General features: G+C 37.2%; 23 protein-coding genes. 15 read left to right on the forward strand and 8 right to left on the reverse strand.

From position 1 onward, the window contains the following. Positions 1-72: 72 nt before the first annotated feature. The gene (locus tag IW492_RS08850; RefSeq protein ID WP_202067254.1) at positions 73-801 is read right to left on the reverse strand and encodes a helix-turn-helix transcriptional regulator; all 729 of its coding nucleotides are present in this window, start codon (positions 799-801) and stop codon (positions 73-75) included. Positions 802-1,057: 256 nt separating this feature from the next. Here IW492_RS08850 and IW492_RS08855 point away from each other — a divergent pair, with 256 nt between their 5' ends. The 3 genes from IW492_RS08855 (at position 1,058) to IW492_RS08865 (ending at position 4,508) form a co-directional block, all read left to right on the forward strand. Beyond that, positions 1,058-1,336, forward strand: a complete 279-nt coding sequence (locus tag IW492_RS08855) for a helix-turn-helix domain-containing protein (RefSeq protein ID WP_202067255.1) — start codon at positions 1,058-1,060, stop codon at positions 1,334-1,336. Positions 1,337-1,435: 99 nt separating this feature from the next. Further along, positions 1,436-3,445 (forward strand): hypothetical protein, encoded by a 2,010-nt coding sequence (locus IW492_RS08860; protein ID WP_202067256.1) that lies wholly within the window; start codon positions 1,436-1,438, stop codon positions 3,443-3,445. 34 nt (positions 3,446-3,479) lie between these two features. After that, positions 3,480-4,508: a hypothetical protein gene (locus IW492_RS08865; RefSeq protein WP_202067257.1), complete on the forward strand. Its 1,029-nt coding sequence runs from the start codon at positions 3,480-3,482 to the stop codon at positions 4,506-4,508. 41 nt (positions 4,509-4,549) lie between these two features. Here the strand turns inward: IW492_RS08865 and IW492_RS08870 are convergent, their stop codons facing one another. Continuing rightward, a complete protein-coding gene (locus IW492_RS08870; protein ID WP_202067258.1) occupies positions 4,550-4,885 on the reverse strand; it encodes a helix-turn-helix domain-containing protein in 336 nt (111 codons plus the stop codon). Positions 4,886-5,014: 129 nt separating this feature from the next. Here IW492_RS08870 and IW492_RS08875 point away from each other — a divergent pair, with 129 nt between their 5' ends. The 5 genes from IW492_RS08875 to IW492_RS08895 all read left to right on the forward strand — a co-directional run bounded on the left by IW492_RS08875 (position 5,015) and on the right by IW492_RS08895 (position 7,464). Further along, positions 5,015-5,224, forward strand: coding sequence for a helix-turn-helix transcriptional regulator (locus tag IW492_RS08875; protein ID WP_202067259.1), 210 nt, complete (start codon positions 5,015-5,017; stop codon positions 5,222-5,224). Between the two features lie 319 nt (positions 5,225-5,543). Next, on the forward strand, positions 5,544-6,089 hold the full coding sequence (locus IW492_RS08880) for a hypothetical protein (RefSeq protein ID WP_202067260.1): 546 nt from the start codon (positions 5,544-5,546) through the stop codon (positions 6,087-6,089). Next, the gene (locus IW492_RS08885) at positions 6,067-6,438 is read left to right on the forward strand and encodes a hypothetical protein (protein ID WP_202067261.1); all 372 of its coding nucleotides are present in this window, start codon (positions 6,067-6,069) and stop codon (positions 6,436-6,438) included. The genes IW492_RS08880 and IW492_RS08885 overlap by 23 nt, the downstream gene beginning before the upstream one ends. Positions 6,439-6,541: 103 nt before the next feature. Beyond that, positions 6,542-6,769, forward strand: a complete 228-nt coding sequence (locus IW492_RS08890) for a hypothetical protein (RefSeq protein ID WP_202067262.1) — start codon at positions 6,542-6,544, stop codon at positions 6,767-6,769. Between the two features lie 164 nt (positions 6,770-6,933). Continuing rightward, a complete protein-coding gene (locus IW492_RS08895) occupies positions 6,934-7,464 on the forward strand; it encodes a GIY-YIG nuclease family protein (RefSeq protein ID WP_202067263.1) in 531 nt (176 codons plus the stop codon). Between the two features lie 348 nt (positions 7,465-7,812). Here the strand turns inward: IW492_RS08895 and IW492_RS18060 are convergent, their stop codons facing one another. After that, positions 7,813-8,160, reverse strand: coding sequence for a tyrosine-type recombinase/integrase (locus IW492_RS18060; protein ID WP_330927740.1), 348 nt, complete (start codon positions 8,158-8,160; stop codon positions 7,813-7,815). A gap of 241 nt (positions 8,161-8,401) precedes the next feature. Between IW492_RS18060 and IW492_RS18650 the strand changes: the two genes are divergently transcribed. Next, on the forward strand, positions 8,402-8,599 hold the full coding sequence (locus IW492_RS18650; RefSeq protein ID WP_202067321.1) for a hypothetical protein: 198 nt from the start codon (positions 8,402-8,404) through the stop codon (positions 8,597-8,599). 191 nt (positions 8,600-8,790) lie between these two features. On the opposite strand, the gene IW492_RS08910 is transcribed toward IW492_RS18650, so the two are convergent. After that, on the reverse strand, positions 8,791-9,966 hold the full coding sequence (locus IW492_RS08910; RefSeq protein ID WP_202067264.1) for a C47 family peptidase: 1,176 nt from the start codon (positions 9,964-9,966) through the stop codon (positions 8,791-8,793). Between the two features lie 38 nt (positions 9,967-10,004). Then, positions 10,005-10,448, reverse strand: coding sequence for a hypothetical protein (locus tag IW492_RS08915; protein ID WP_202067265.1), 444 nt, complete (start codon positions 10,446-10,448; stop codon positions 10,005-10,007). A gap of 500 nt (positions 10,449-10,948) precedes the next feature. Here IW492_RS08915 and IW492_RS08920 point away from each other — a divergent pair, with 500 nt between their 5' ends. Continuing rightward, positions 10,949-11,656 carry a hypothetical protein gene (locus IW492_RS08920; RefSeq protein WP_236671857.1) on the forward strand — a complete coding sequence of 236 codons (708 nt, stop codon included), beginning with the start codon at positions 10,949-10,951 and terminating at the stop codon, positions 11,654-11,656. 734 nt (positions 11,657-12,390) lie between these two features. Here the strand turns inward: IW492_RS08920 and srlE are convergent. From srlE to IW492_RS08935, 3 genes are read right to left on the reverse strand one after another with little or no spacing between them, the layout of a single operon-like run. Further along, positions 12,391-13,404, reverse strand: a complete 1,014-nt coding sequence (srlE, locus tag IW492_RS08925) for a PTS glucitol/sorbitol transporter subunit IIB (RefSeq protein ID WP_202067267.1) — start codon at positions 13,402-13,404, stop codon at positions 12,391-12,393. Between the two features lie 21 nt (positions 13,405-13,425). Next, positions 13,426-13,950, reverse strand: coding sequence for a PTS glucitol/sorbitol transporter subunit IIC (gene srlA / locus IW492_RS08930; RefSeq protein WP_202067268.1), 525 nt, complete (start codon positions 13,948-13,950; stop codon positions 13,426-13,428). Then, the gene (locus IW492_RS08935) at positions 13,934-14,344 is read right to left on the reverse strand and encodes a transcriptional regulator GutM (RefSeq protein WP_202067269.1); all 411 of its coding nucleotides are present in this window, start codon (positions 14,342-14,344) and stop codon (positions 13,934-13,936) included. Before IW492_RS08935 ends, srlA begins: the two co-directional genes overlap by 17 nt. A 277-nt stretch (positions 14,345-14,621) precedes the next feature. Between IW492_RS08935 and IW492_RS08940 the strand changes: the two genes are divergently transcribed. The 5 genes from IW492_RS08940 to IW492_RS08960 all read left to right on the forward strand — a co-directional run bounded on the left by IW492_RS08940 (position 14,622) and on the right by IW492_RS08960 (position 19,330). Further along, entirely contained in the window at positions 14,622-15,869 is a 1,248-nt protein-coding gene (locus IW492_RS08940) for an NAD(P)H-dependent oxidoreductase (RefSeq protein WP_202067270.1), read from the forward strand. Between the two features lie 28 nt (positions 15,870-15,897). Beyond that, entirely contained in the window at positions 15,898-16,254 is a 357-nt protein-coding gene (locus IW492_RS08945) for a PTS glucitol/sorbitol transporter subunit IIA (protein WP_202067271.1), read from the forward strand. 24 nt (positions 16,255-16,278) lie between these two features. Beyond that, complete coding sequence (locus IW492_RS08950; RefSeq protein ID WP_202067272.1) at positions 16,279-17,232, forward strand: sugar-binding transcriptional regulator; 954 nt, start codon at positions 16,279-16,281, stop codon at positions 17,230-17,232. Positions 17,233-17,332: 100 nt separating this feature from the next. Beyond that, positions 17,333-18,334 carry a thiamine pyrophosphate-dependent dehydrogenase E1 component subunit alpha gene (locus IW492_RS08955; protein ID WP_202067318.1) on the forward strand — a complete coding sequence of 334 codons (1,002 nt, stop codon included), beginning with the start codon at positions 17,333-17,335 and terminating at the stop codon, positions 18,332-18,334. A gap of 12 nt (positions 18,335-18,346) precedes the next feature. Beyond that, a complete protein-coding gene (locus IW492_RS08960) occupies positions 18,347-19,330 on the forward strand; it encodes an alpha-ketoacid dehydrogenase subunit beta (RefSeq protein WP_202067273.1) in 984 nt (327 codons plus the stop codon). The last annotated feature ends 1 nt before the right edge of the window (position 19,331 follow it).

Here is a 19,331-nt window from a genome sequence, read left to right on the forward strand (position 1 = left end):
CAATATGCTTCATTACAGCACATGTTAGTGTTTGGGATATCTCCTTGTTTTTTATTTATAAAGGAGAGTCTATTATTCTGTAACTCCTCCTTTATTTTTTTTGTATTTTTGACCAATTGTTGATATAGACTGTCTAAAACCACTGATACTTTCAAATATTTCATCTAGAGCTTCTTTAGGATAAGCAGTATCTTCCAATTGACTCGGTAACCACTCACTCAGCATTACATCAAGATTCTCTTCAATTTTATTGGTAAGAAGAAGAATATCATCATTAAACTCTTGTACAATACTTTGGATAAAGGCTTTTTTTATTTCAGTAATATTTGAAATAGAAATATCATTACTTTTAATAAAATCGAAAGTGTTCCTTGCTATGTTTTCCTGTGAGATTAAATCTAACTTAAAATATCTGTTTAGCCAATCGGTGTAATCCGGTCTTGGGGGCGGAAACTTAGTATTAAGATGTTGAGCTAAATCTATGTCAGAAAAATTTAGTTCTTCTTGAATAACACTATCTCTGTAAAGGATAATTCCGTAAATATATTCTTTCGAATCCCCATAAACTAATTCTTGAATAGTTATATTTCCTAAATTTGCAATCTCTGACAGACGTTCTAATTTGGGAAGATGTATTCCTTTCTCCCATTCGTAGACAGTCTTCTTATCTATTGGCTTGTTGTCGTTAACTAGAAGACCAAATTCAGGTTGCGTCAACTTTAACTGTTTTCTTATTGATTTTATTTTTGCTCCGACCCTTTTTTTACGTTCTATGCTATTTACCGGTGGACGTTGTTTCATACATATACACCCCCTAAGAATAGTATACACTTTAAAAGGGGGGTTGTAAACATTTTAATAAAACATTGACACACCCCTTTTTATGAAGTATTATAAGCGTGTAACATTAATAACGAACCTAACAGCATGATTTTAGTAGTTGGACTACTCGGTTCGTGGTAACCAGATATTTTTTCAAAGCGGAAGGAGAGGTTCTTTTCTCACCTCTTATTTCTGATGTAGAAATATTTAAGTTATCACGAAAGGAGGAGGGACTATGACTGTACAAAGTATTGATAAGTTTATTTCTGATCAAGTCGAAGGACAAGTGAAAGAAATAATTGGTACTGAGTTAAAATCTGCTATTGAAGGGTTCGTTTTTTGTGTTTATCCGGAGTATATGACATATAAGCAAGCCAGTGAATATCTTGGCATCTCAATAGGAACACTTAGAAAGTATGTTTCTCAGTATGGACTACCAGTCATAAAAATTGAGAATGTAACTAGACTAAAAAAGTCTGATATTGATGAATTCATGGAAATGAATCGGGTGTAAATATTGAAACTAAGACTAAAACATATAGTGATAAAGAGTTTTTTACTACCTTTCTATATGTTTTAGTCGCAGTTTAGAATTAAAAGGAGGAAATAAGTGATGATAAATATTCCGGTGCAGTTAGATACGGAAAAATTGATAAAAAAACCAGAAACAAAAAGAGAAACAATGGATATACGTAAAAGATGTCTATTAATTGATAATTACAAAGAAGTTACTCGTGATGGTTTAATAGAGGTTCTTGCTTCATCGCGGTCTTTTATCCCATGCAAAACAGATAACCAAGGTAACAGTGAGAGTGATTTCATCGAGACCGGACTAATTATTCTGGATGTTGATAACACATATAAAGATGAGAATGGCAATATAGTAGGTTTAAATAAAGAAGACCCCGGATATTTAAGTATAGAAAAGGCTTTGACTGTTCAGTTAGTTCGTAATTATGCTTTTGCTATTCAAAAGAGTATTCGGTATTCTGATGAATTGGAAAAATTCAAAATAGTTTTTGTTCTCAAGGAAGCTATTACTGATTATAAAAAAATGCAATCTGTATACTTGTATTTAAAAGAGCAGATACCCTATTGTGATGATGCTGTAAGTTCTTCAACGAGGCTATTTTATGGTGGGTATAGAGAAGGTGCAGTAATTGAAATCAACAAAGACAATACCCTGGATATTACTAAGTTACCAATAAATTATGAGGTAGCAAAAAAGACAGGTAGTTCTAATGATCTTTTATCAAGAAGCTCCGGAGTTGCCAATGAATCTGATTTCTCTGCTATGATTTTACGTGGAAATAAATTAGAGATGCAGCAATGGTTTGAAGGTTGCTTATTCAATCCAGATGGAATGTCTTTTAATGAAATATATGAAAATTTACTGAAACTAGACATGGCTAGTTTACTGAAAACTGACAGTAGTTTAAAATGTATTTTTCATGATGATGATAATCCCTCCGCTAATATTTTTTTAAGTAAAGATGGGCATTCTATATTTAAATGTCACTCTAGTAATTGTGGTGTATGCACTGATTTTATTGGAGTTGTCCGACTGATATTAAGGAAAAATAGCCGGGTAGAGACGTTTAATTGGTTATTAGAAAAATTAGAGTTGTATCCCAGTCATTTTCAAAAGCTACGAAGAAAGTATATACGTCTTTTTGATACATTAGATTCAAAAGGAGATGAGCTTTTTAAGACAATTAATGACAAATTAGAAGAAATGAGATATATCTACGAAGTTCTACTGTCCAATGTGCATTTTCTAGATGATAGAAAGGGCGGTGTAATTTGTATTCTATCTGGTGCGTTACTAGCTAAAAAAATGGAGTTTTACTATGGAAAAACGGGTACTTATGCAACGGATAAATGGAATAAATTGCTGTCGTTTATGACATTTTTAGGGATAATTACAAAACTGGATGATGACGAAATTCCTGAACAAATGTTAGATTACTTAAATGAGCAAAAGAAAGAAAAACAGTTTGGAGAAAGAGTTGGTAATTTTGATTATAAAAGAAGTAATGTTTATCAGCTAGAAATATCTGATTACGAGACAGTATTCGACAAGTTAACCGGTGAAATTATTCCAAATTTAGAAAGGTTTTATTTTACCTATGAATACTTTTCTTATGCATGGGTTGAACTATGTTTTAATGAGGATGTAGCGAAAAGTGTATTTCCACAAAATTCACGGCTACAGCTTAGCCCTGAAAAACAACTGATTATAAAAGAAGCAATGGAAGTTTTGAACGAGTTATCACTACAACACAATTATATTATTACTGAAAGCCTTCTTATTAATAAGGTCTTGAAGCGTTTGCCGGATTTTAAGTACAATAGTGTAAAAAACACTCTTAAAGAGAATAGGGGCTACTTTGTTAAAGAAGGTTTTTATCTTTTTAAGGCAACTAAGAATGCCAAAAAAGTGTATAATTTGGAAGCAAATCACAGTTGTCTAGTTTATGGGCTAGCTTTACCAAAAGTTGACGAAACAATTGCTGAATTAATTCAAAATGGGTGTAATCTGATACCCTTACATGAAGTACGAATTGTACAAGTAAATGGGCAGAGAATGAGTGCACGAAAAGCGCCTATAAAATTAAACTGATTAATAAATTATTTACTTGAAAGGAAGTGTTATTTTGGCATATTCAGAATTTAAAAGTAAGTTTATCAACGACTTATCCCGATTTGAAAATGTACGGGGGAAAATCCCGGTATTAAAGAGAGCTTTGGACGAAGCGGTTATTAATGAGCTTCCTAAGAGGGACAAGCAGCTATCTTTTCAAGTTAGAGATTATACAAACACTGATTCATTGAGAATAAGTCATAATTCTCCATATTTGATGTGTAAATATTCAAATGAAGAAAATTGCCTTTTGGTTGGAACGCTAGCACCTTCATGGGCATCTGGCTGGAGGAACATATCAAAAGATGTTTTTGTTTCGGAACAAATAGATAGTTTTTTTCATTTGGCAAATCAGTATGTGTACCGTGGGTATCAAATCAATCTTATTGGAGCTATTGCGTTAACGTATGGACGGCATTGTGATTTCAGAGGTCATATGTTAAAACAGTTTAAATTACCATACTGCATTTCTGAATATACTTCGTTTATTGAAGATATTCCAACCACCAGAACTAAAAAAAATCATATATTGGAAAGATATTTGGAAATAATTAATTCATTTGATCCCGGTGTAAATAAAGTATTGTATTATTATATTCGAGCGCTGTCACTTCTTGAATCTGGATACGGAGAAGAAGCAATAACAAATGCTGATAACGCCATAGATGCTATATTTCAAGCTGTTAAGAAACATAAAAGTCTTCCAACAATGTCTAGAAAACAAATGTATCCTATTGTACATGAGGAAATACGGTTTTCCCAAGGTATTGTTAACCAACTTGAAAATTTATACCAATTGCGGTGTAGTTTTTCTGCACATCCTGCGCATTCAAAATGGTGGGACTTCTCTGAGATATATGAAGAAGAGATTGAGATGATAATGGATGCAGTAAAATCAACAATAATTAAATTTTTGATGTTCGAATCAAATAACCGGAAAATAGAAAAAGTACCATCCAGTTGGTCTGAATGGTTTTTAGATAATTGTGAAATTATTTATGATGCTGTCTGGTTCAATAAGTTACCATATTTAAATAGATAAGTCTGCCCACCGTACATGAAACGGTGGGTATTTTAAAATAGTTAATTATTTCGTAGTTGCTTTCTTTCCATTTCTTGTTTTTTGAGTAGCTTCATATAGTCAATTGTCCGTTGGGTGTCTTCCACAGTAAGAGACCGGTAAAGAGTGAGAAACTCTTCTTCTGATTCAACTGTATCCACGTCCAGAAAATGGCTTACAGGGGTTCCTAAAGCCTTTGAGAGCGCTGTGAGACTTTCCAAGCTGGGTTCAGTTACAGAGGTCTCCCACCTTGTAACAGCTTGCTGAGTTGAATGAATTCTCTTAGCTAGTTGTTTTTGTGTCCAGCCTAGAGCACGTCTTCTTTCTTTGATAGTTTTAGCATACTGTTTTTGTTTCATTCGATACACCTCTCTTTTGTTATATTACAACAACTTGTTGTATTTGTATTGATAATAAACAATAAAAAACTATATAACGAGTTGAAATACATCAAGTTGTTGTTTATAATGATGCTGAGGAGTGAGCGGATGAAGAAGACTAGCGGGCTTAGTCAGTATAGAGAAGCAAAAGGAATTTCTCAAATTGAATTAGCTGAAAAGATGGGTGTAACACAACAGTGTATCAGTTCATGGCAGACAGGACGTACATTTCCAAAGCCATACCAGATGAAACAATTGTCAGAGATTTTGGAAGTTTCAATAGAAGAACTTTTTTACGAAGAGTTTAACAAAGTATAGTAATTGGATGTGAAAATGCAACCTTACCCCGTTGTTTTTTGACCGTACTTGTACACCTGTGGCAATAGCAGACAAGTTACTTGGGGTGTATTTTTTTCGGCTTTTGGAATCCGACTATATTTTTTCGTATCTGAAATTAATTAGAAATACCCCCTGTAAGTGCTGATATAACAATGTTTTGACTGTTTCAGATAGTAACAGCCAATAAAGGAGTTTTCTGGCATTTTTGACCGTTTTATATCACTAAATAGTACTGTTTTTTTAAGAAATAGCTATATGCAATGTTTCATTTATAGTTGAAATCAGGAGGAAAAGAAGAATGAAATTTGTTTTGAAGAATAAAAAGAAAATAGGGGTAATTGCCATTATCATTTTTGCGGTTCTTGCTATCTTTGGCAGTTGTAATAAAAAGGGTTTTGCAGGTTATTACAATGGAACAGATGAAAAAGGGAACAATTATTCTATTGAAATTACCAAAGACAAACTAAAACTATTACAAGGGAATCAGCTAACCGAACATGATTATAAAGTAGAAGATATTAGAACAGATGAAGGAAAGTATATAAATACTGCTTTATATGTTACCGAGCAAGACACTACAGGCACCTTTATAAGCTTTGGGGAAGCCAAAGAAGAGAAAGGCGTTTACGCTATGGTGATATCACGTGACGGGGCTAACACTTTAAACCTTGCTACTATGCACAAGGTAGACAAGAAATCTAGTCCGATAGTTGAACAAGAAAAAGGTGTTTTAAGCTTCTTAAAAGTATGTATATTCGCTTTAATCGGTGTAGGTGTAATAGCCTATGTACAACATAAGAAACAGCTAAGGGGGACGTACAATGACAAAGAAGGAAGTGCATAAAAGAATACCACTTTTTGGAATAGTCATCATCTTTATAATGCTATTAAGCGGGTGTAGTAAAAGTGAATTTGATGGATTTTATAGAGAGTTTGGCGTAAGTGCTACAGATAATCCCATTGAGTTACGTATTAAGGGAACAAAAGTAACTTATTTCTATGAAGGGACACCAACAACAAAGGACGGAGCTATCATAGACTATAAGGGAGTAAAAGCGATCAGCACAACCTCAGCACATGCTAACGGCGAGGTTATTATTACCAAAGATAAAAATAATGATAAATTATTGTATGTATCCTTTTTAGATACAGGTTTCTATACTAAGTTCATTGTAAGTAAAGATACGAGATGAAAAGTTATATGGAAGACTATAAGTTAAGGTGCTATCACACGGGGGAGAGGGAACACTTTACAGCTTGTTGCTGACAGGAAATACATGAAAGAGGTCAAGACTAATGAATGAAGACAATAGAATTACTGAAGGACAACTTGCCTATCATATGAAACGCTATAGAACTATAAGCATTCAAGCGGTTGCCGGATTTTCTGTTATGCTTGTTTTCTTTATGGGACTATGGACAACTATACCTTTTATCATATTTATGCTAGTAGGAAGAGCATGGTTCTTGAAGCAGTATGAAAGGAATATCAGAGATACCCGTGAGATTGTAAAAGATGAATGAGACTATAAGAAGTAATAGAGATAAGTGATAAATACGTGTAAAGGCTTTGTGATAACAGCTAATAATTACTATTAGATCAGTTGAAGGTGAGTGCTTTCAACTGATTTTTGCTATAATTAGAGTTAAGTAAAACTATGCATATAATAAGAAAATGAGGTAGTAGAATGGGTCAAAATCTATTTAATAAATTTAATGAATTAGCAAAAAATATTAATGTTTCTACTTTTTCAAAAGCAAAAAAATATTTGAACAAACAAGGGTTTGAATACAAGAAGATTTCCGGTACAGATGCTGATGAACTAAAGGAACTAAAAGGAATAGGAATATATATTTTTGTTTTTACCTCTATACCAAAAAACTTTAGTGAACTATGGAATCAACATAAATTAGTAGCAAATAAAATGGATGCAAGCGTTTCTCCAATAAATCCCAATAGAAAATCAAAAATAATGTATATAGGGAAAACCACAAAACAAAGTCTATCAGTCCGGGTAAAGAAACATTTTTTGGACATACATAACAACAAGAGAACTGGTTCCATGAAATTAGGAGCAGATATAATAATTAATAGTGGACTTAAGTATGAGTGTCACGTTTTTGAGATAGAAAAAGGAACAGCTATGAGTGAACCTATTGTTACTTTTCTAGAACAGATACTTCATGAACAACTCCAACCTAGAATAGGAAGAGCATAGCTATATGGGTTCGTTGTAATATGAGAATCTAAGACACAGAAAACAAGAGTTGACAGACTGATTTCTATCAACTCTTATTCTATTCCTCAGCGGGTATTTTTTGACTCCGTTTCTGACTCCGTCTTATTGGTTTTAGTTGAACTCGGGTGAGTATCTAAACTAGTTATTTCTTAATTTCTGTTCCCATATGACTTGCGTTGAACCCTATTGATATTGACTTTTCAGACTATATTGAACAAGGGAAGATAGCGAAAGTGAATACGGAAAAGGCTTAACATAAGCATTCTTCCCTTGTTAATGAAATATCAAATCAGTAATGACTACATTTTGACTACACAAAGTTGTAAATTAAAATGCCATGTATTTGGCAAAGTTTTCAGCAGTCTCATTTTGTTTGGCTTTAGTTACCTTAATGTAGATATCAGTTGTAACTTTTGTAGACTTATGACCGAATCTTTGTGAAACATCTTTAATACTTGCACCACTTTCAAAAAGCAATGAAGCATTTGTTTTTCTAAAGTCATGAACTTTTATTATTTTCATATCTGGAAAGTGTTTCTGTACTTTTGCCATTACATGATTGGGGTAAGATTTTCCAAGATATTGTTTTTCTCTATAAAGTACCGATTGGCTAAAGACTACATTGTCTTCAAAATTATTATTTCTAATACCCAGAGAGAGTTTACGTTGGAGGATGTTGTTTTTCTATTCTTTTAAGATAGATGCTGTATGATTGTCTATTCTAATTGTTCGATTAGATGAATCAGTCTTTGTAGACTGTACAAGTAGTTTGCCGTTCTGTAACTCCATAAGCGTTTTATCAATAGAGATTATTTGATTTTTGAAATCAATGTCTTTCTATTGTAAAGTCATAGCTTCAACTTTTTTTTAGCCTAAGAATGCTAATACTCTAACGATCAAATGACCCACTGTAATTATGGATATAATGGTAAATGACCACGATACAATTTGGGCAAATAACGGGAAGCCGGCTGTGACAATTTATAGGTATTCAGGATCTGGCAATGCTTCAGTTATTCCGGATGGCTCAACTAATACTTTATCAAACACGAGTAACAGCAATAAAAATAAAGTTTATCAAGTTGATGAATTGGTGTTTGTCAATGGCATTTGATAGGTTCGTTGTGACTATCTATGTCCGGTCGAATTTGATTGGACCCAGAACGGCAGTGGGAACTATTACTGGGTATCTGTTCAATTCCGGAACGGCGGTCAAGTTTGACTGAGCACTTGGGATAAGAAACATTTGATTAAAGGGTAAAGAGGAACCCCTATCTCGATTCATAGTTGAGATGGGGGTTGGAATTACCAATTATAGATTGTGCTATCCCATACGTAACTACCCCCAGGAACAGGTATAACAAACGGATAGGTATCTCCTAAAACAGTCATAGGATAATTCCACCATGGATTCCAGAGATAATAAACTCTATGTGCTCCTATACCATGATCTACCCAACCAAAGAGCGCAAATGCATGTCTTGACTTATTAATTGAAGTTGAGCCGCTATATCCTTGCGTGCCTAAATATATTGCATTGCCTTTTCTCAAGTCGGTTAAGATTTGATCGTGATAAATAACACTGCCAACTCTTATGGGAGCTGTGGATCTTGAACGACCATATTGTACTAATTGATCTTGATTAACTCCTTTAGTTTGCCGTTCAGCGGGCGTTAAGGAAGGAAAAGTATAGTTTAGTATATCTATTGCACGCGTTGGACGAGCATCTTGCTTATTGCTCAAAATACCTGCTACAGCATAAGCAGCGCACCATGGTAAGTCAGTTTGAATTTCGTTTATGGCAAAGCTGATCATTGTATGGGTAGGACTAACAGATAGGCTGGATCTTGCTTTTGATGGATCAGAATTTGATTGCACATCTACTTGCGTTTCAACTGAAACATCTTTCACTTCAACATCTTCAGTAGGAACTGCGATATTTACCGCAGGATCGGGTTGTGCTACCCATGGAATTTGATTTTCTTTCGGAGCTTCATAAATTTTTTCTAGCCCATCATTGACTTTAAAATAAATATCATTGTTTGATACAAAAAATGATACAATTTGTCCTTCATTTGTTGATAAGATGCTATTGATTTCATCGACTAAGAACCGGGTAAGAGATGAGGTAAATCCATATTCACCGTTGTCTCTAACTAAGTATAGATACTCTACTTTATCATTAAAAAAAACAGGATAATAAATTGTGCTTTTTTCAGCATCTTCGCCATCAAACATAGAAAATGACGATCCTAACACAAAATCGTTTATAGATTTTGTGTTTTCTTCAAGTATTAATATAGAGGAGAGGGAGAGACTGAAATCTTTTTTAGCAAATTCCTCAATATCATTTGACACAACAGTAGTTTCAACTTTCAGACCCTCACCGGCAACTTGAGTCTCTGCATTTACCTTATCAACATTTACCCATAGTGAACCAAATAGTACCAATAAATAGATTACCCAAAACTTCTTTTTCATACACAACCCCCTAAATTTTTATAAACAAACATTTATTATTAAATGTCTAGTTTCTTAAATTGAATAGGTCTTCCTGTTCCTTCTGTGGACTCAGCATAAATACCATTAAGGAAAGTTAACTCATTGTTATCTAGTAGTAAATTAATGAAGTGATCCTCTTGCTCATTTACTAAATTTAAGGAACTATCTTTGATTTCCAAAATTTTATATTCAAAGAAGTCCCTTTTACTTTCACCTTCAGAAAGAGTAATATTAAATAGTCTACTTTCACTTGTTTGTATGACTAAAGAGTAATCTTTATCTGTATTAATACCTTTCCAAGTACCTATGAATTGTTTTAATGTTGGTTCAGAATTATTGCTACTATCAAAAGATGGCTCAATGTTTTGCTTATTAAAAACTTCACTAGTATTGTTAGGAGAATAACAAGATGTGACAATTAGACCTGAAATTATTAAAATAAATAAAGTTATATATTTCATAAATTGAATTCACCTTCTTTTTTTAACAATAATAGCATTCTTTTAGTTGTTTTTAAAGATCTTTTTTCTGAAAAAATAAACAAAAAGACAATTATTTTTGCAACATCATAGGGCTTGTGAAGTATTTGTAATTAATAGGATAAGATTTTAGCGATTTCAAACCAGCAAAATCTAATATCAATATTTTCTATTTAGAGATGATGTCGGATTTAGCGACTCCATTTTATTTATGAAAACGCAGATTTGCGTTCTGATGATTTAACAGACTCGAAATTTTCTACTCTGTCATTCTCGTAAGTGAAGAAAGGACCTGTCCAAATCTGGACAGACTTCAAAGAACTAACTGACTATTTGTCGGATGATAGGCTGCTAGTTTTTGATTTGCAAGTGGATATGAATTTTCTGAAAATCGTTTATTCAGATTCTAATTCTTGAATTATTGTATTTTATTTGCATCTATTTAATTATTATAATAATCTTTAAGGTTGATGAATGGAGAGATGTTTATTATACGAAAAACAATTAGATTTGTTCTAAAGATTAGGAATGTTTTTCTGGAAGTGAAAGAAAAGTTAGGAGAGAGCTTACCTCTCTATAAACTGGCACTTCAAATATTATTAGCTCAAATAGCAGTTGTGCTGATTAAGCGTTTGAGCCCACAAATATATAAACAATATTTTATATTATTCCAGTGGTGTGGGATAGCCATTGCATTATATGCATTAGTTCAGATGATTATATTCACTTGTAAATTGTACACAAAAGATTGGAGAGAGTTAGATGATCTGTTACAAGAATACGAGGGGGATACTTCAAAATTTGATTTTTCTTTCCCAAATGAGTTTATTAGAGGTATTTATCATGCTGAAGGGTTGAAAGGAGGGAATACGGATTTTATCAAGAAATTAGATAAGGGTGTAGAAGGATTGGATTCTAACCAACGCCGAATTGCCTTGATACAAATCAAGAATTACAATAGCCATTCTTTTAACTTTTTTTCAGGATATTATATTTTGGGTATATTGACCATATTCGCAACCATGATTCCAGTTTTTAATTTTGAAACTCTAAAATCTAGTATACCGTTCTTTGCGCTCGTTACGATATATGCAATTTTTGTGGGTGGATACATATATAGAATTAATAAGAAAAAAATATATATCTGTAAGATAGTAGAGGATATTTTGAGCTATTCAATTAATCAATAGTATGTTATATTTAGCGCCCCACACTAATGAAAATTTTAGTGAATGCCAATAAGAAAATAGTTTATGAAATCGTATGAGATAATACTTATATTTTGTTACTAACTAAACGAGGAATAGTGCCTGCTGAAAAGCTATGAAACTTAAATATTAGACTATGTCGAACAAGGCAAGATAGCGAAGGTGCAGATAAAATAATTAAATAGTTGAGAACCTCCAGGCCATTTCATCAGGTACATACATGAAGGACCCTGGAGGTTCTTTTTTTGAGTTCATAATCACTTGGATTTGCACCACTAGATTGACCTAGTCAGCTACTTGAATGACTGGACAAAAACATATAACAAAACAAATGCTCAACGTGTTTCATGATACTCGTCTGGCGCTGTCTCTAAGCAGAGAAGTGCTGTTTCTTAAAAGCGGGAAAATCGTTCAAAAAGGAGATTTTTTATAGATAGCCTCAAAAATACTGCTGGAAGAGGTTTTTGAAATTGATATGGTTGCTTATTTTCAAGAGCAGGATACTATCTGGTCCAGCATTGTAGAAAATTAAAGGTATGAAATTGATAATGGGGTAATTAAAAATAGCTTATTTAAAAAAATATAAAATGCCCCCTCTGAGTATTGTCTGTTTAAACAAATATCAGAGAGGGCACTATTTTTTATAGAATTCAGATGTGACTGATACTTTTAAATGTTTGGATTCTCAGCGGCAGCTTAGTCACAGTAACTGCTTTTTAATACATTCCAAAGCTGGCAAGCCATGCTAGAAGTACTGCGAGCGGTCCTGTCAGCAGCCGAGAGAACAGAACGGCAGGAACTCCGACTTCAACTGTATAAGGCTCTGCTTCTGCAAGGGTCAGCCCTACTGGAACAAAGTCTGCACCTGCCTGAGAGTTAATTGCAAACAACGCCGGCAAAGTCATTGCAGGAGAAATGGTTCCTTTACCTACCTCAACCCCTAACAGCACACCAACAACCTGGGCAATAACAGCTCCCGGTCCAAGAACCGGTGACAGTACTGGAATTGAACAGATCAGAGATAGAATAAGCAATCCCGGAAGGTTTCCAGATAACGGCTTAACTGCTGTGGCAATCACATTTCCGATACCGGTATAGTTGATTAAACCTACCAGCATACTTACAAACGCCATGAACGGTAAGATATTTTTAATCACCATATCAATGGTGTCGCGTCCGGCCTGATAAAAAACGCCGACGACATTTCCGACAACCCGTCCCATTTTATTAATAAGAGCCATAATGCCGGTTTGCTGCTTGGCATTTTCTTCTTTGGCAGTTCTCACTTTCTCTTTTGCTTCCTGATACGCAGATTTATCAGCAGTTGCCGATTGTTTCTTGACTTTTTCCTGAACAGGACCTTCAGCTGCTGCTGTGATAGTATCAAGTGTAACACCTGAAACAAAATTTTGTTCATTGATAAATTTCATCAGTGGTCCTGAAGGCGTTGTAGAATGAAGATTTACAGTTAGTACATTTAATTTTGGATAAACGCCGCATCGGGCAGTTCCACCGCAATCAACAACTGCACAGACCATTTCCTCCGGTGCCACTTTTTCTTTAAAGCCATCTCGTGCTTCTGCGCCGATCATATCTGCAATTTTCTGAGCCACTGGGTGAATACCTCCGCCAGTGATAGAAGCTACAATTGTTTTTCCTTCACTTACCTGCAGCGTCAGAGGTCCTCCCCATCCGCTTGGTCCTTTATGAGCGATTACTGCTTTTACCATTTATATTCATCTGCCTTTCTTTTAAGCGTCTGTTGTTTCTTTCCACATAATTTTAGTCAACATTTCTGTAATGATTCCCCGAATTAATATTACTACCAGTCCCACCAGAAAATAGCGGACAGCTAACGGCATAACGGACAAGCCCAGTGTTGTTAGACCAGAAGAAATTCCTGTCCAGACAAAAAGCTCTCCTGCATTGGCATGTGGAAACAGACCGGTGATTGGATGGACAAAAGAAACGGCTGCATCATAGAATGCCGGCTTTTGTTTCTCTGTCAAAAAGCGTCCAAACGAATAACACATTGGATTCGTTAAGAAAAAGACGGCTAACAGCGGGAATACACTGTAACGTAGAATAATATTTTTGGTACAGAACTGGGCAAATGCTGTTACACGTTCTTCGCCAATCAATGCAATTAGGGCGTTAACAAAGGTCAGAAGAACGATCAGTGTTGGGAGGATACCGGTAATTAAGCCAACCAGATTTTCTCCCCCTGCATTAAAAATACCGATAAAATTTTCTGCCAAACTAACTAACATATCCATGTACTTGTTCCTCCATTTTCATTATTTCTTTTTTAATTAATCCCAATGCCTGTTCATAAGCTCTAAGACGCTGCTTATTTGTTATTTCATTTAGAAGTCCTTCAGCATTTTTACCGATATAGGTTTCTTTCTTTTTAAATCGGGAAAATACTGTAAAACCGGACATTTCCTGGAAATCTAAAATGGTTCCTGCATCGTCAGTTACCAAAATCAGAATAGAACCTTTCCCCAAGTTGAACTTCGTTTTCGCGATACCGACCCCTAAATAGCCAGACTGCCTATACTTGTTTTCATTGATGACCTTCTGATAATTCTTGTGCTGTATATAGGAAAAAAATAACTGCAGCAGCCAACATGATACTAGCAGAACAATCAGGTTCAGATACTCTCCCAAAATAATCATCCTCCAATTCTTTTTTATTTGAAAGCGCTTCATGATATAAGACCATGGTAATTATATTTATTTTGTTTGTCAATCTGATTTACAAGAATTTCTGCATTGGAACATATGTCACGTTTGTGAAAGAACGGTGTCGAATTATAAACATTGCAATATTTTCGATGATTTTCAAAAAACTAACTTAATCCCGTTGACAAAGAAAAAATTTAAATATACTATTTGTTTGTATCGTATGTTACTACAAAGAACATTTGTTAAAGGAGTGGTAAAATTGACAATCTATCAACAACTTTTAGAACGTGAGCATGAAGGAAATCCAATCAAAGTAGGTGTCATCGGTGCTGGTCAAATGGGTTTCGGGATGGTCGCTCAAATTGCTACAATTCCTGGAATGACAGTCACAGGGATCAGTGATATTCGAATTGAATTTGCTGAAAAAGCAGCTGAAGCTTATCACGCTTCTTCGAAACAAAAGAACAAAACTTTGGTAACGACAGATTTTAAAGAGGTCATTTATTCAGAAGATGTGGAAGTCGTTGTCGATGCAACAGGTGTTCCCGAGGTGGGAGCAAAAATTGCTCTTGAGACATTAATTGCGAAGAAACAGCTTGTACTTTTAAATGTAGAAATCGACATCACAGTCGGCCCATTAATGCACAAACTTTACAGGTCAGCAGGATTGATCTACACAGGATCAGATGGAGATGAGCCGGCAGCAACGACTGAACTGTTTGAATTTGCGAAATCAATGGGAATGGAAGTGTTGGTTGCAGGGAAAGGGAAAAATAATAAGCTGAAAATCGGTGCGAATCCGGATACCTGTCAGGAAGAGGCAGACAGCAAAGCGATGGCTTCTCACATGCTGGCAGCGTTCCAGGATGGCACTAAAACAATGGCGGAAATGAATTTGCTGTCTAATGCAATCGGCTTCATTCCAGATAAAGTGGGGATGCATGGAATTTCCGGAGATGTCGATTCAGTTGTTAAAGATCTTGATCTGAAAGAAAATGGTGGTGTCCTTTCTCAGTATGGAGTCGTTGAATATGTGGACGGACTGGCACCAGGTGTATTCGTTATCGTAAAAGGACAGAATGAAGGAGTTCGACATGAGTTAAGCTACCTGATGAAAAAAGGAGACAGAGACCATCATATCTTGTTCCGCCCGTTCCATTTGGCCAGTCTGGAAACACCGATTACCATTGCTAAAGCCGTGTTAAGAAATGATCATGCCATTGTTCCAATGGGTGCACCTGTTTCTGAAACCGTTGCCGTGACCAAAAAAGATATTGCTGAGGGCGAACGGCTGGATGGCATTGGCGGATACTGTGTACGCGGGGTTCTTGAAACACATGCAGATATGAAGAAAGAAGGGCATATTCCAATTGGGTTAATCTCAGGAAAGGTGGTAGCACGCCGTCCGATCAAGGCAGGAACATTTATCACTGAAGAAGATGTTGTTCTAGATGAAACAACGACTGTCTGGCAGTTGAGAAAACTTCAGGACAGTACATTTGATTAGTCACAGTCGTATTAAAGGAGCCTAAAACATGGTAAAATCAACTGTAAAAGAAATTGGAGAATTTGCTTTTTTTGAGGATATCCCTGTTCTGATTTTATTCAATTCAACTGCACCGGAAGGTCTTCGTGAAGTCTGTGTAATTCATGATTTCGAAGATGACCCAAATGAAAATATGTTAAAAATCGGAAGTCAGATTGTTTTTGGCAGTCAGGTATATGCTGTTGAAGATATTGGACATTTGGCAAATGGGTCCCTATTTGAACTTGGGCACATCTCTCTCTATTTTGACTTGGGAGAGGAAGAGCTGCTGCCGGGTTCCGTACTGCTGTCACCGAATAAGGTGCCGGAAGTGGAGGCTGGGGATATAATACAATTCAATTATTGATAATTATGTTTGGAGGAGAAGAGAATGAGTTATTCAGATGATACAAGATTATTGGTGGAGATTGCTTCCATGTACTACGATGAAGGAGCAAAACAAGCAGACATAGCCCAAAAATTCAGTATCAGCCGTTCTCTTGTCTCCAAATATTTAGCAAAAGCAAGAGATTTGGGATTGGTGGAAATTATTATTCATGATGACCTGCTGCATCCGTATCGCTATCTTGAAGATAAATTAAAGCGTAAATATAATCTGGAAGAAGTCATCTGTACGTCTACTTCCGGAGAAGAAACGCTGATTAAAAGACTGGGTGTAACTGCAGCGAAGTATCTGGCAAGAGTTATTCAGCCTCATCATACCGTAAGTGTCTCAGCAGGTACAGCTGTACAAGAGGTTGCTCTGAATTTTTCTTCTAAAAATCAGCTGCCGGATGTAAAGTTTGTTCCAATGGTCGGCGGCTTAGGTCAGCAGCATATGAACCTACAGGCGAATGTTGTGTGTGAAATTTTTGCCAAGCACAGTGGTGCAACCGCAATTGAAATGCATGCACCGATTACAGTGGATTCAGCAGAGGCCAAGAAGGTTTTTATGGAGCAGTCCTTTATAAAGAGCGTTTTTAATCAGGCAAAACAGGCAGATATTGCTTTGGTGGGGATTGGCGGCAAGCCCGTCTACTCAACAATGACAAAAGCGTATCTGCTGGCGAATACGGAGGAAATTACAACAGAATTATCCAACGGCGTCGTTGTCGGTGATATTTGCTACAACTTTATCAACAGCGAAGGAGAGCTTTCAGACTGTACGTGGAATAAACGTGTGATGGCACTGAACCTTGAGGATCTGAAACAAATCCCAAGAGTTGTCGGAGTAGCTGGAGGTAAAGATAAAATTGACGGAATTCATGCAGCGTTGACCGGTCATCTGGTCAATGTCCTGATAACAGATGAAATCACTGCAAAAGCATTATTGGATATAGTTTAAGCAAGTCCCTTACTCTTGTTAAAAATACAGCCTATATGGAGAAAGTATCAGTTGATTGTCAAGATTGACTGATGTGAATAAACAAGAGGAGATCAAAAAAATGACAGAAGCAAGCACAATATCGTTGCCCAATCGTGCCGGTTTGTCAGACGGTGAGCTGAAAGCGATTTATGAAACCATGTGGGAGATCCGTTTCTTTGATGAAAAAGTCGATCAGCTCTTTGCCAAAGGACTGATTCACGGCACGACCCACTTGGCTGTCGGGCAGGAAGCCACTGCAGCCGGCAGCGGTGCAGTACTTAGAAAAACTGACTGGATTACCGCAACACATAGAGGGCATGGTCAGACCATTGCCAAAGGAACCAATATCAATGAAATGATGGCCGAACTGTTTGGTCGAACCACCGGAACCAATAATGGCAAAGGCGGCTCCATGCACATTGCCGATCTGGATACCGGAAATCTGGGAGCCAATGGAATTGTCGGCGGGGGCTTCCCCATCGCAACCGGGGCTGCCCTGACTGCAAAAATGAAGAAGCTGGATCGGGTGGCGCTGGCCTATGCCGGAGACGGTTCTACCAATGAAGGCAGCTTCCATGAAGCTGTGAATCTGGCAGCAATCTGGGATCTGCCGGTGGTCTTCTTCATTGAGAACAACCAGTATGGCATGAGCGGTTCGGTGAAAAAAATGACCCGGGTGGCCCACTTGTCTGAACGGGCACAGGCTTATGGGATTGAGGGCATCACCATTGACGGCAATGATTTGCTGGAGGTCATCAACACCACCCATGATGCCGTGGAAAAAGCCCGCAGAGGTGAAGGTCCTACCTTGATTGAGGCCCTAACCTATCGCTGGAAAGGGCATTCGAAATCAGACGCAAAAAAATATCGTACAAAAGAAGAGGAGGAAGACTGGCGGAAAAATCGTGATCCAATCAAACGAGCCAAAGAAGTCTTTATGGAAGCTGGAATCTTCACAGAAGAAGAGGCAGAAGCCATTCGATTGGCTGCCAAGCAAACGATTGAAGATGCAGTTTCTTTCGCGGAAGAGAGCCCGATGCCGGTGCTGGCTTCTATGTACGAAGATGTGTATGCAGAGTAGGAGGGGTATGAGATGAGAGAAATAACCTATTCCGAAGCAATAAGGGAAGCGCTTACGGAGTCAATGAGAGAAAATGAAGATGTATTTATGCTTGGCGAAGATATTGGTGTCTATGGGGGTGCCTTTGGGGTCAGTCGAGGGATGGTGGAAGAATTTGGTGAAGAACGGGTTCGTTCCACACCCATTGCGGAATCAGTGATTGCCGGTGCTTCGGTGGGGGCAGCCATGACTGGGATGCGCCCGGTCTTTGAAATCCAGTTTTCTGACTTTGTCACGATTGCACTGGATCAGATCGTCAATCAGGCGGCGAAGATCCGCTACATGTATGGCGGGAAAGCCAAAATTCCACTGGTAATGCGCACACCGGGCGGCTCCGGGACCGGGGCCGCAGCCCAGCACTCCCAGAGTTTGGAAAACTGGACAGCCCATGTACCGGGATTGAAGGTCATTCAGCCGGCTACTGCCTATGATGCCAAAGGGCTGCTGCATGCGGCGATTGAAGATGACAATCCGGTAATGTTTTATGAACATAAACTATGCTACCGAACCACTAGTGATGTCCCGGAAGGAAAATATACGATTCCTATTGGTGCGGCAGATATTAAACGGGCAGGCACGGATATTTCGGTGGTTGCTACCGGCATCATGGTGCATAAAGCATTGGAAGCCGCCGAGCTGCTGGCAGAGGAAGGGATTCAGATTGAAGTGGTGGACCCGCGTACGCTGGTGCCGCTGGACAAGCAGACGATTGTGGAGTCCGTGATGAAGACCGGCAAGGCAGTCGTGGTGACTGAAGCAGTGAAGCGCAGCGGCTTCAGTGCCGAGCTGGCCAGTGTGATTGCGGAAAATGACTCCTTTGATTTTTTGGATGCACCGATTATTCGTCTGGCCGGAGAAGAAATTCCCATGCCTTATCATCCGGAGCTGGAGAAAAAGGCCGTTCCCCAGATGGAGGACATTGTCGAAGCCTGCCGGAATCTGATGGCGGACCGATAGG

Source organism: Enterococcus sp. BWB1-3 (assembly GCF_016745275.1).
Classification (GTDB): Bacteria; Bacillota; Bacilli; order Lactobacillales; family Enterococcaceae; genus Enterococcus_L.

Bases quoted from the DNA above. Each gene is read 5' to 3' on its own strand.
- IW492_RS08850 (WP_202067254.1), bottom strand. From the start codon at position 801: ATGAAACAACGTCCACCGGTAAATAGCATAGAACGTAAAAAAAGGGTC.
- IW492_RS08870 (WP_202067258.1), bottom strand. From the start codon at position 4,885: ATGAAACAAAAACAGTATGCTAAAACTATCAAAGAAAGAAGACGTGCT.
- IW492_RS08915 (WP_202067265.1), bottom strand. From the start codon at position 10,448: ATGAAATATATAACTTTATTTATTTTAATAATTTCAGGTCTAATTGTC.
- IW492_RS08890 (WP_202067262.1), top strand. From the start codon at position 6,542: ATGAATGAAGACAATAGAATTACTGAAGGACAACTTGCCTATCATATG.
- IW492_RS08880 (WP_202067260.1), top strand. From the start codon at position 5,544: ATGAAATTTGTTTTGAAGAATAAAAAGAAAATAGGGGTAATTGCCATT.
- IW492_RS08885 (WP_202067261.1), top strand. From the start codon at position 6,067: ATGACAAAGAAGGAAGTGCATAAAAGAATACCACTTTTTGGAATAGTC.
- srlA (WP_202067268.1), bottom strand. From the start codon at position 13,950: ATGGATATGTTAGTTAGTTTGGCAGAAAATTTTATCGGTATTTTTAAT.
- IW492_RS08860 (WP_202067256.1), top strand. From the start codon at position 1,436: ATGATAAATATTCCGGTGCAGTTAGATACGGAAAAATTGATAAAAAAA.
- IW492_RS18650 (WP_202067321.1), top strand. From the start codon at position 8,402: ATGGATATAATGGTAAATGACCACGATACAATTTGGGCAAATAACGGG.
- IW492_RS08950 (WP_202067272.1), top strand. From the start codon at position 16,279: ATGAGTTATTCAGATGATACAAGATTATTGGTGGAGATTGCTTCCATG.
- IW492_RS08920 (WP_236671857.1), top strand. From the start codon at position 10,949: ATGTTTATTATACGAAAAACAATTAGATTTGTTCTAAAGATTAGGAAT.
- IW492_RS08855 (WP_202067255.1), top strand. From the start codon at position 1,058: ATGACTGTACAAAGTATTGATAAGTTTATTTCTGATCAAGTCGAAGGA.
- IW492_RS08955 (WP_202067318.1), top strand. From the start codon at position 17,333: ATGACAGAAGCAAGCACAATATCGTTGCCCAATCGTGCCGGTTTGTCA.
- IW492_RS08960 (WP_202067273.1), top strand. From the start codon at position 18,347: ATGAGAGAAATAACCTATTCCGAAGCAATAAGGGAAGCGCTTACGGAG.
- IW492_RS08945 (WP_202067271.1), top strand. From the start codon at position 15,898: ATGGTAAAATCAACTGTAAAAGAAATTGGAGAATTTGCTTTTTTTGAG.
- IW492_RS08895 (WP_202067263.1), top strand. From the start codon at position 6,934: ATGGGTCAAAATCTATTTAATAAATTTAATGAATTAGCAAAAAATATT.
- srlE (WP_202067267.1), bottom strand. From the start codon at position 13,404: ATGGTAAAAGCAGTAATCGCTCATAAAGGACCAAGCGGATGGGGAGGA.
- IW492_RS08910 (WP_202067264.1), bottom strand. From the start codon at position 9,966: ATGAAAAAGAAGTTTTGGGTAATCTATTTATTGGTACTATTTGGTTCA.
- IW492_RS08875 (WP_202067259.1), top strand. From the start codon at position 5,015: ATGAAGAAGACTAGCGGGCTTAGTCAGTATAGAGAAGCAAAAGGAATT.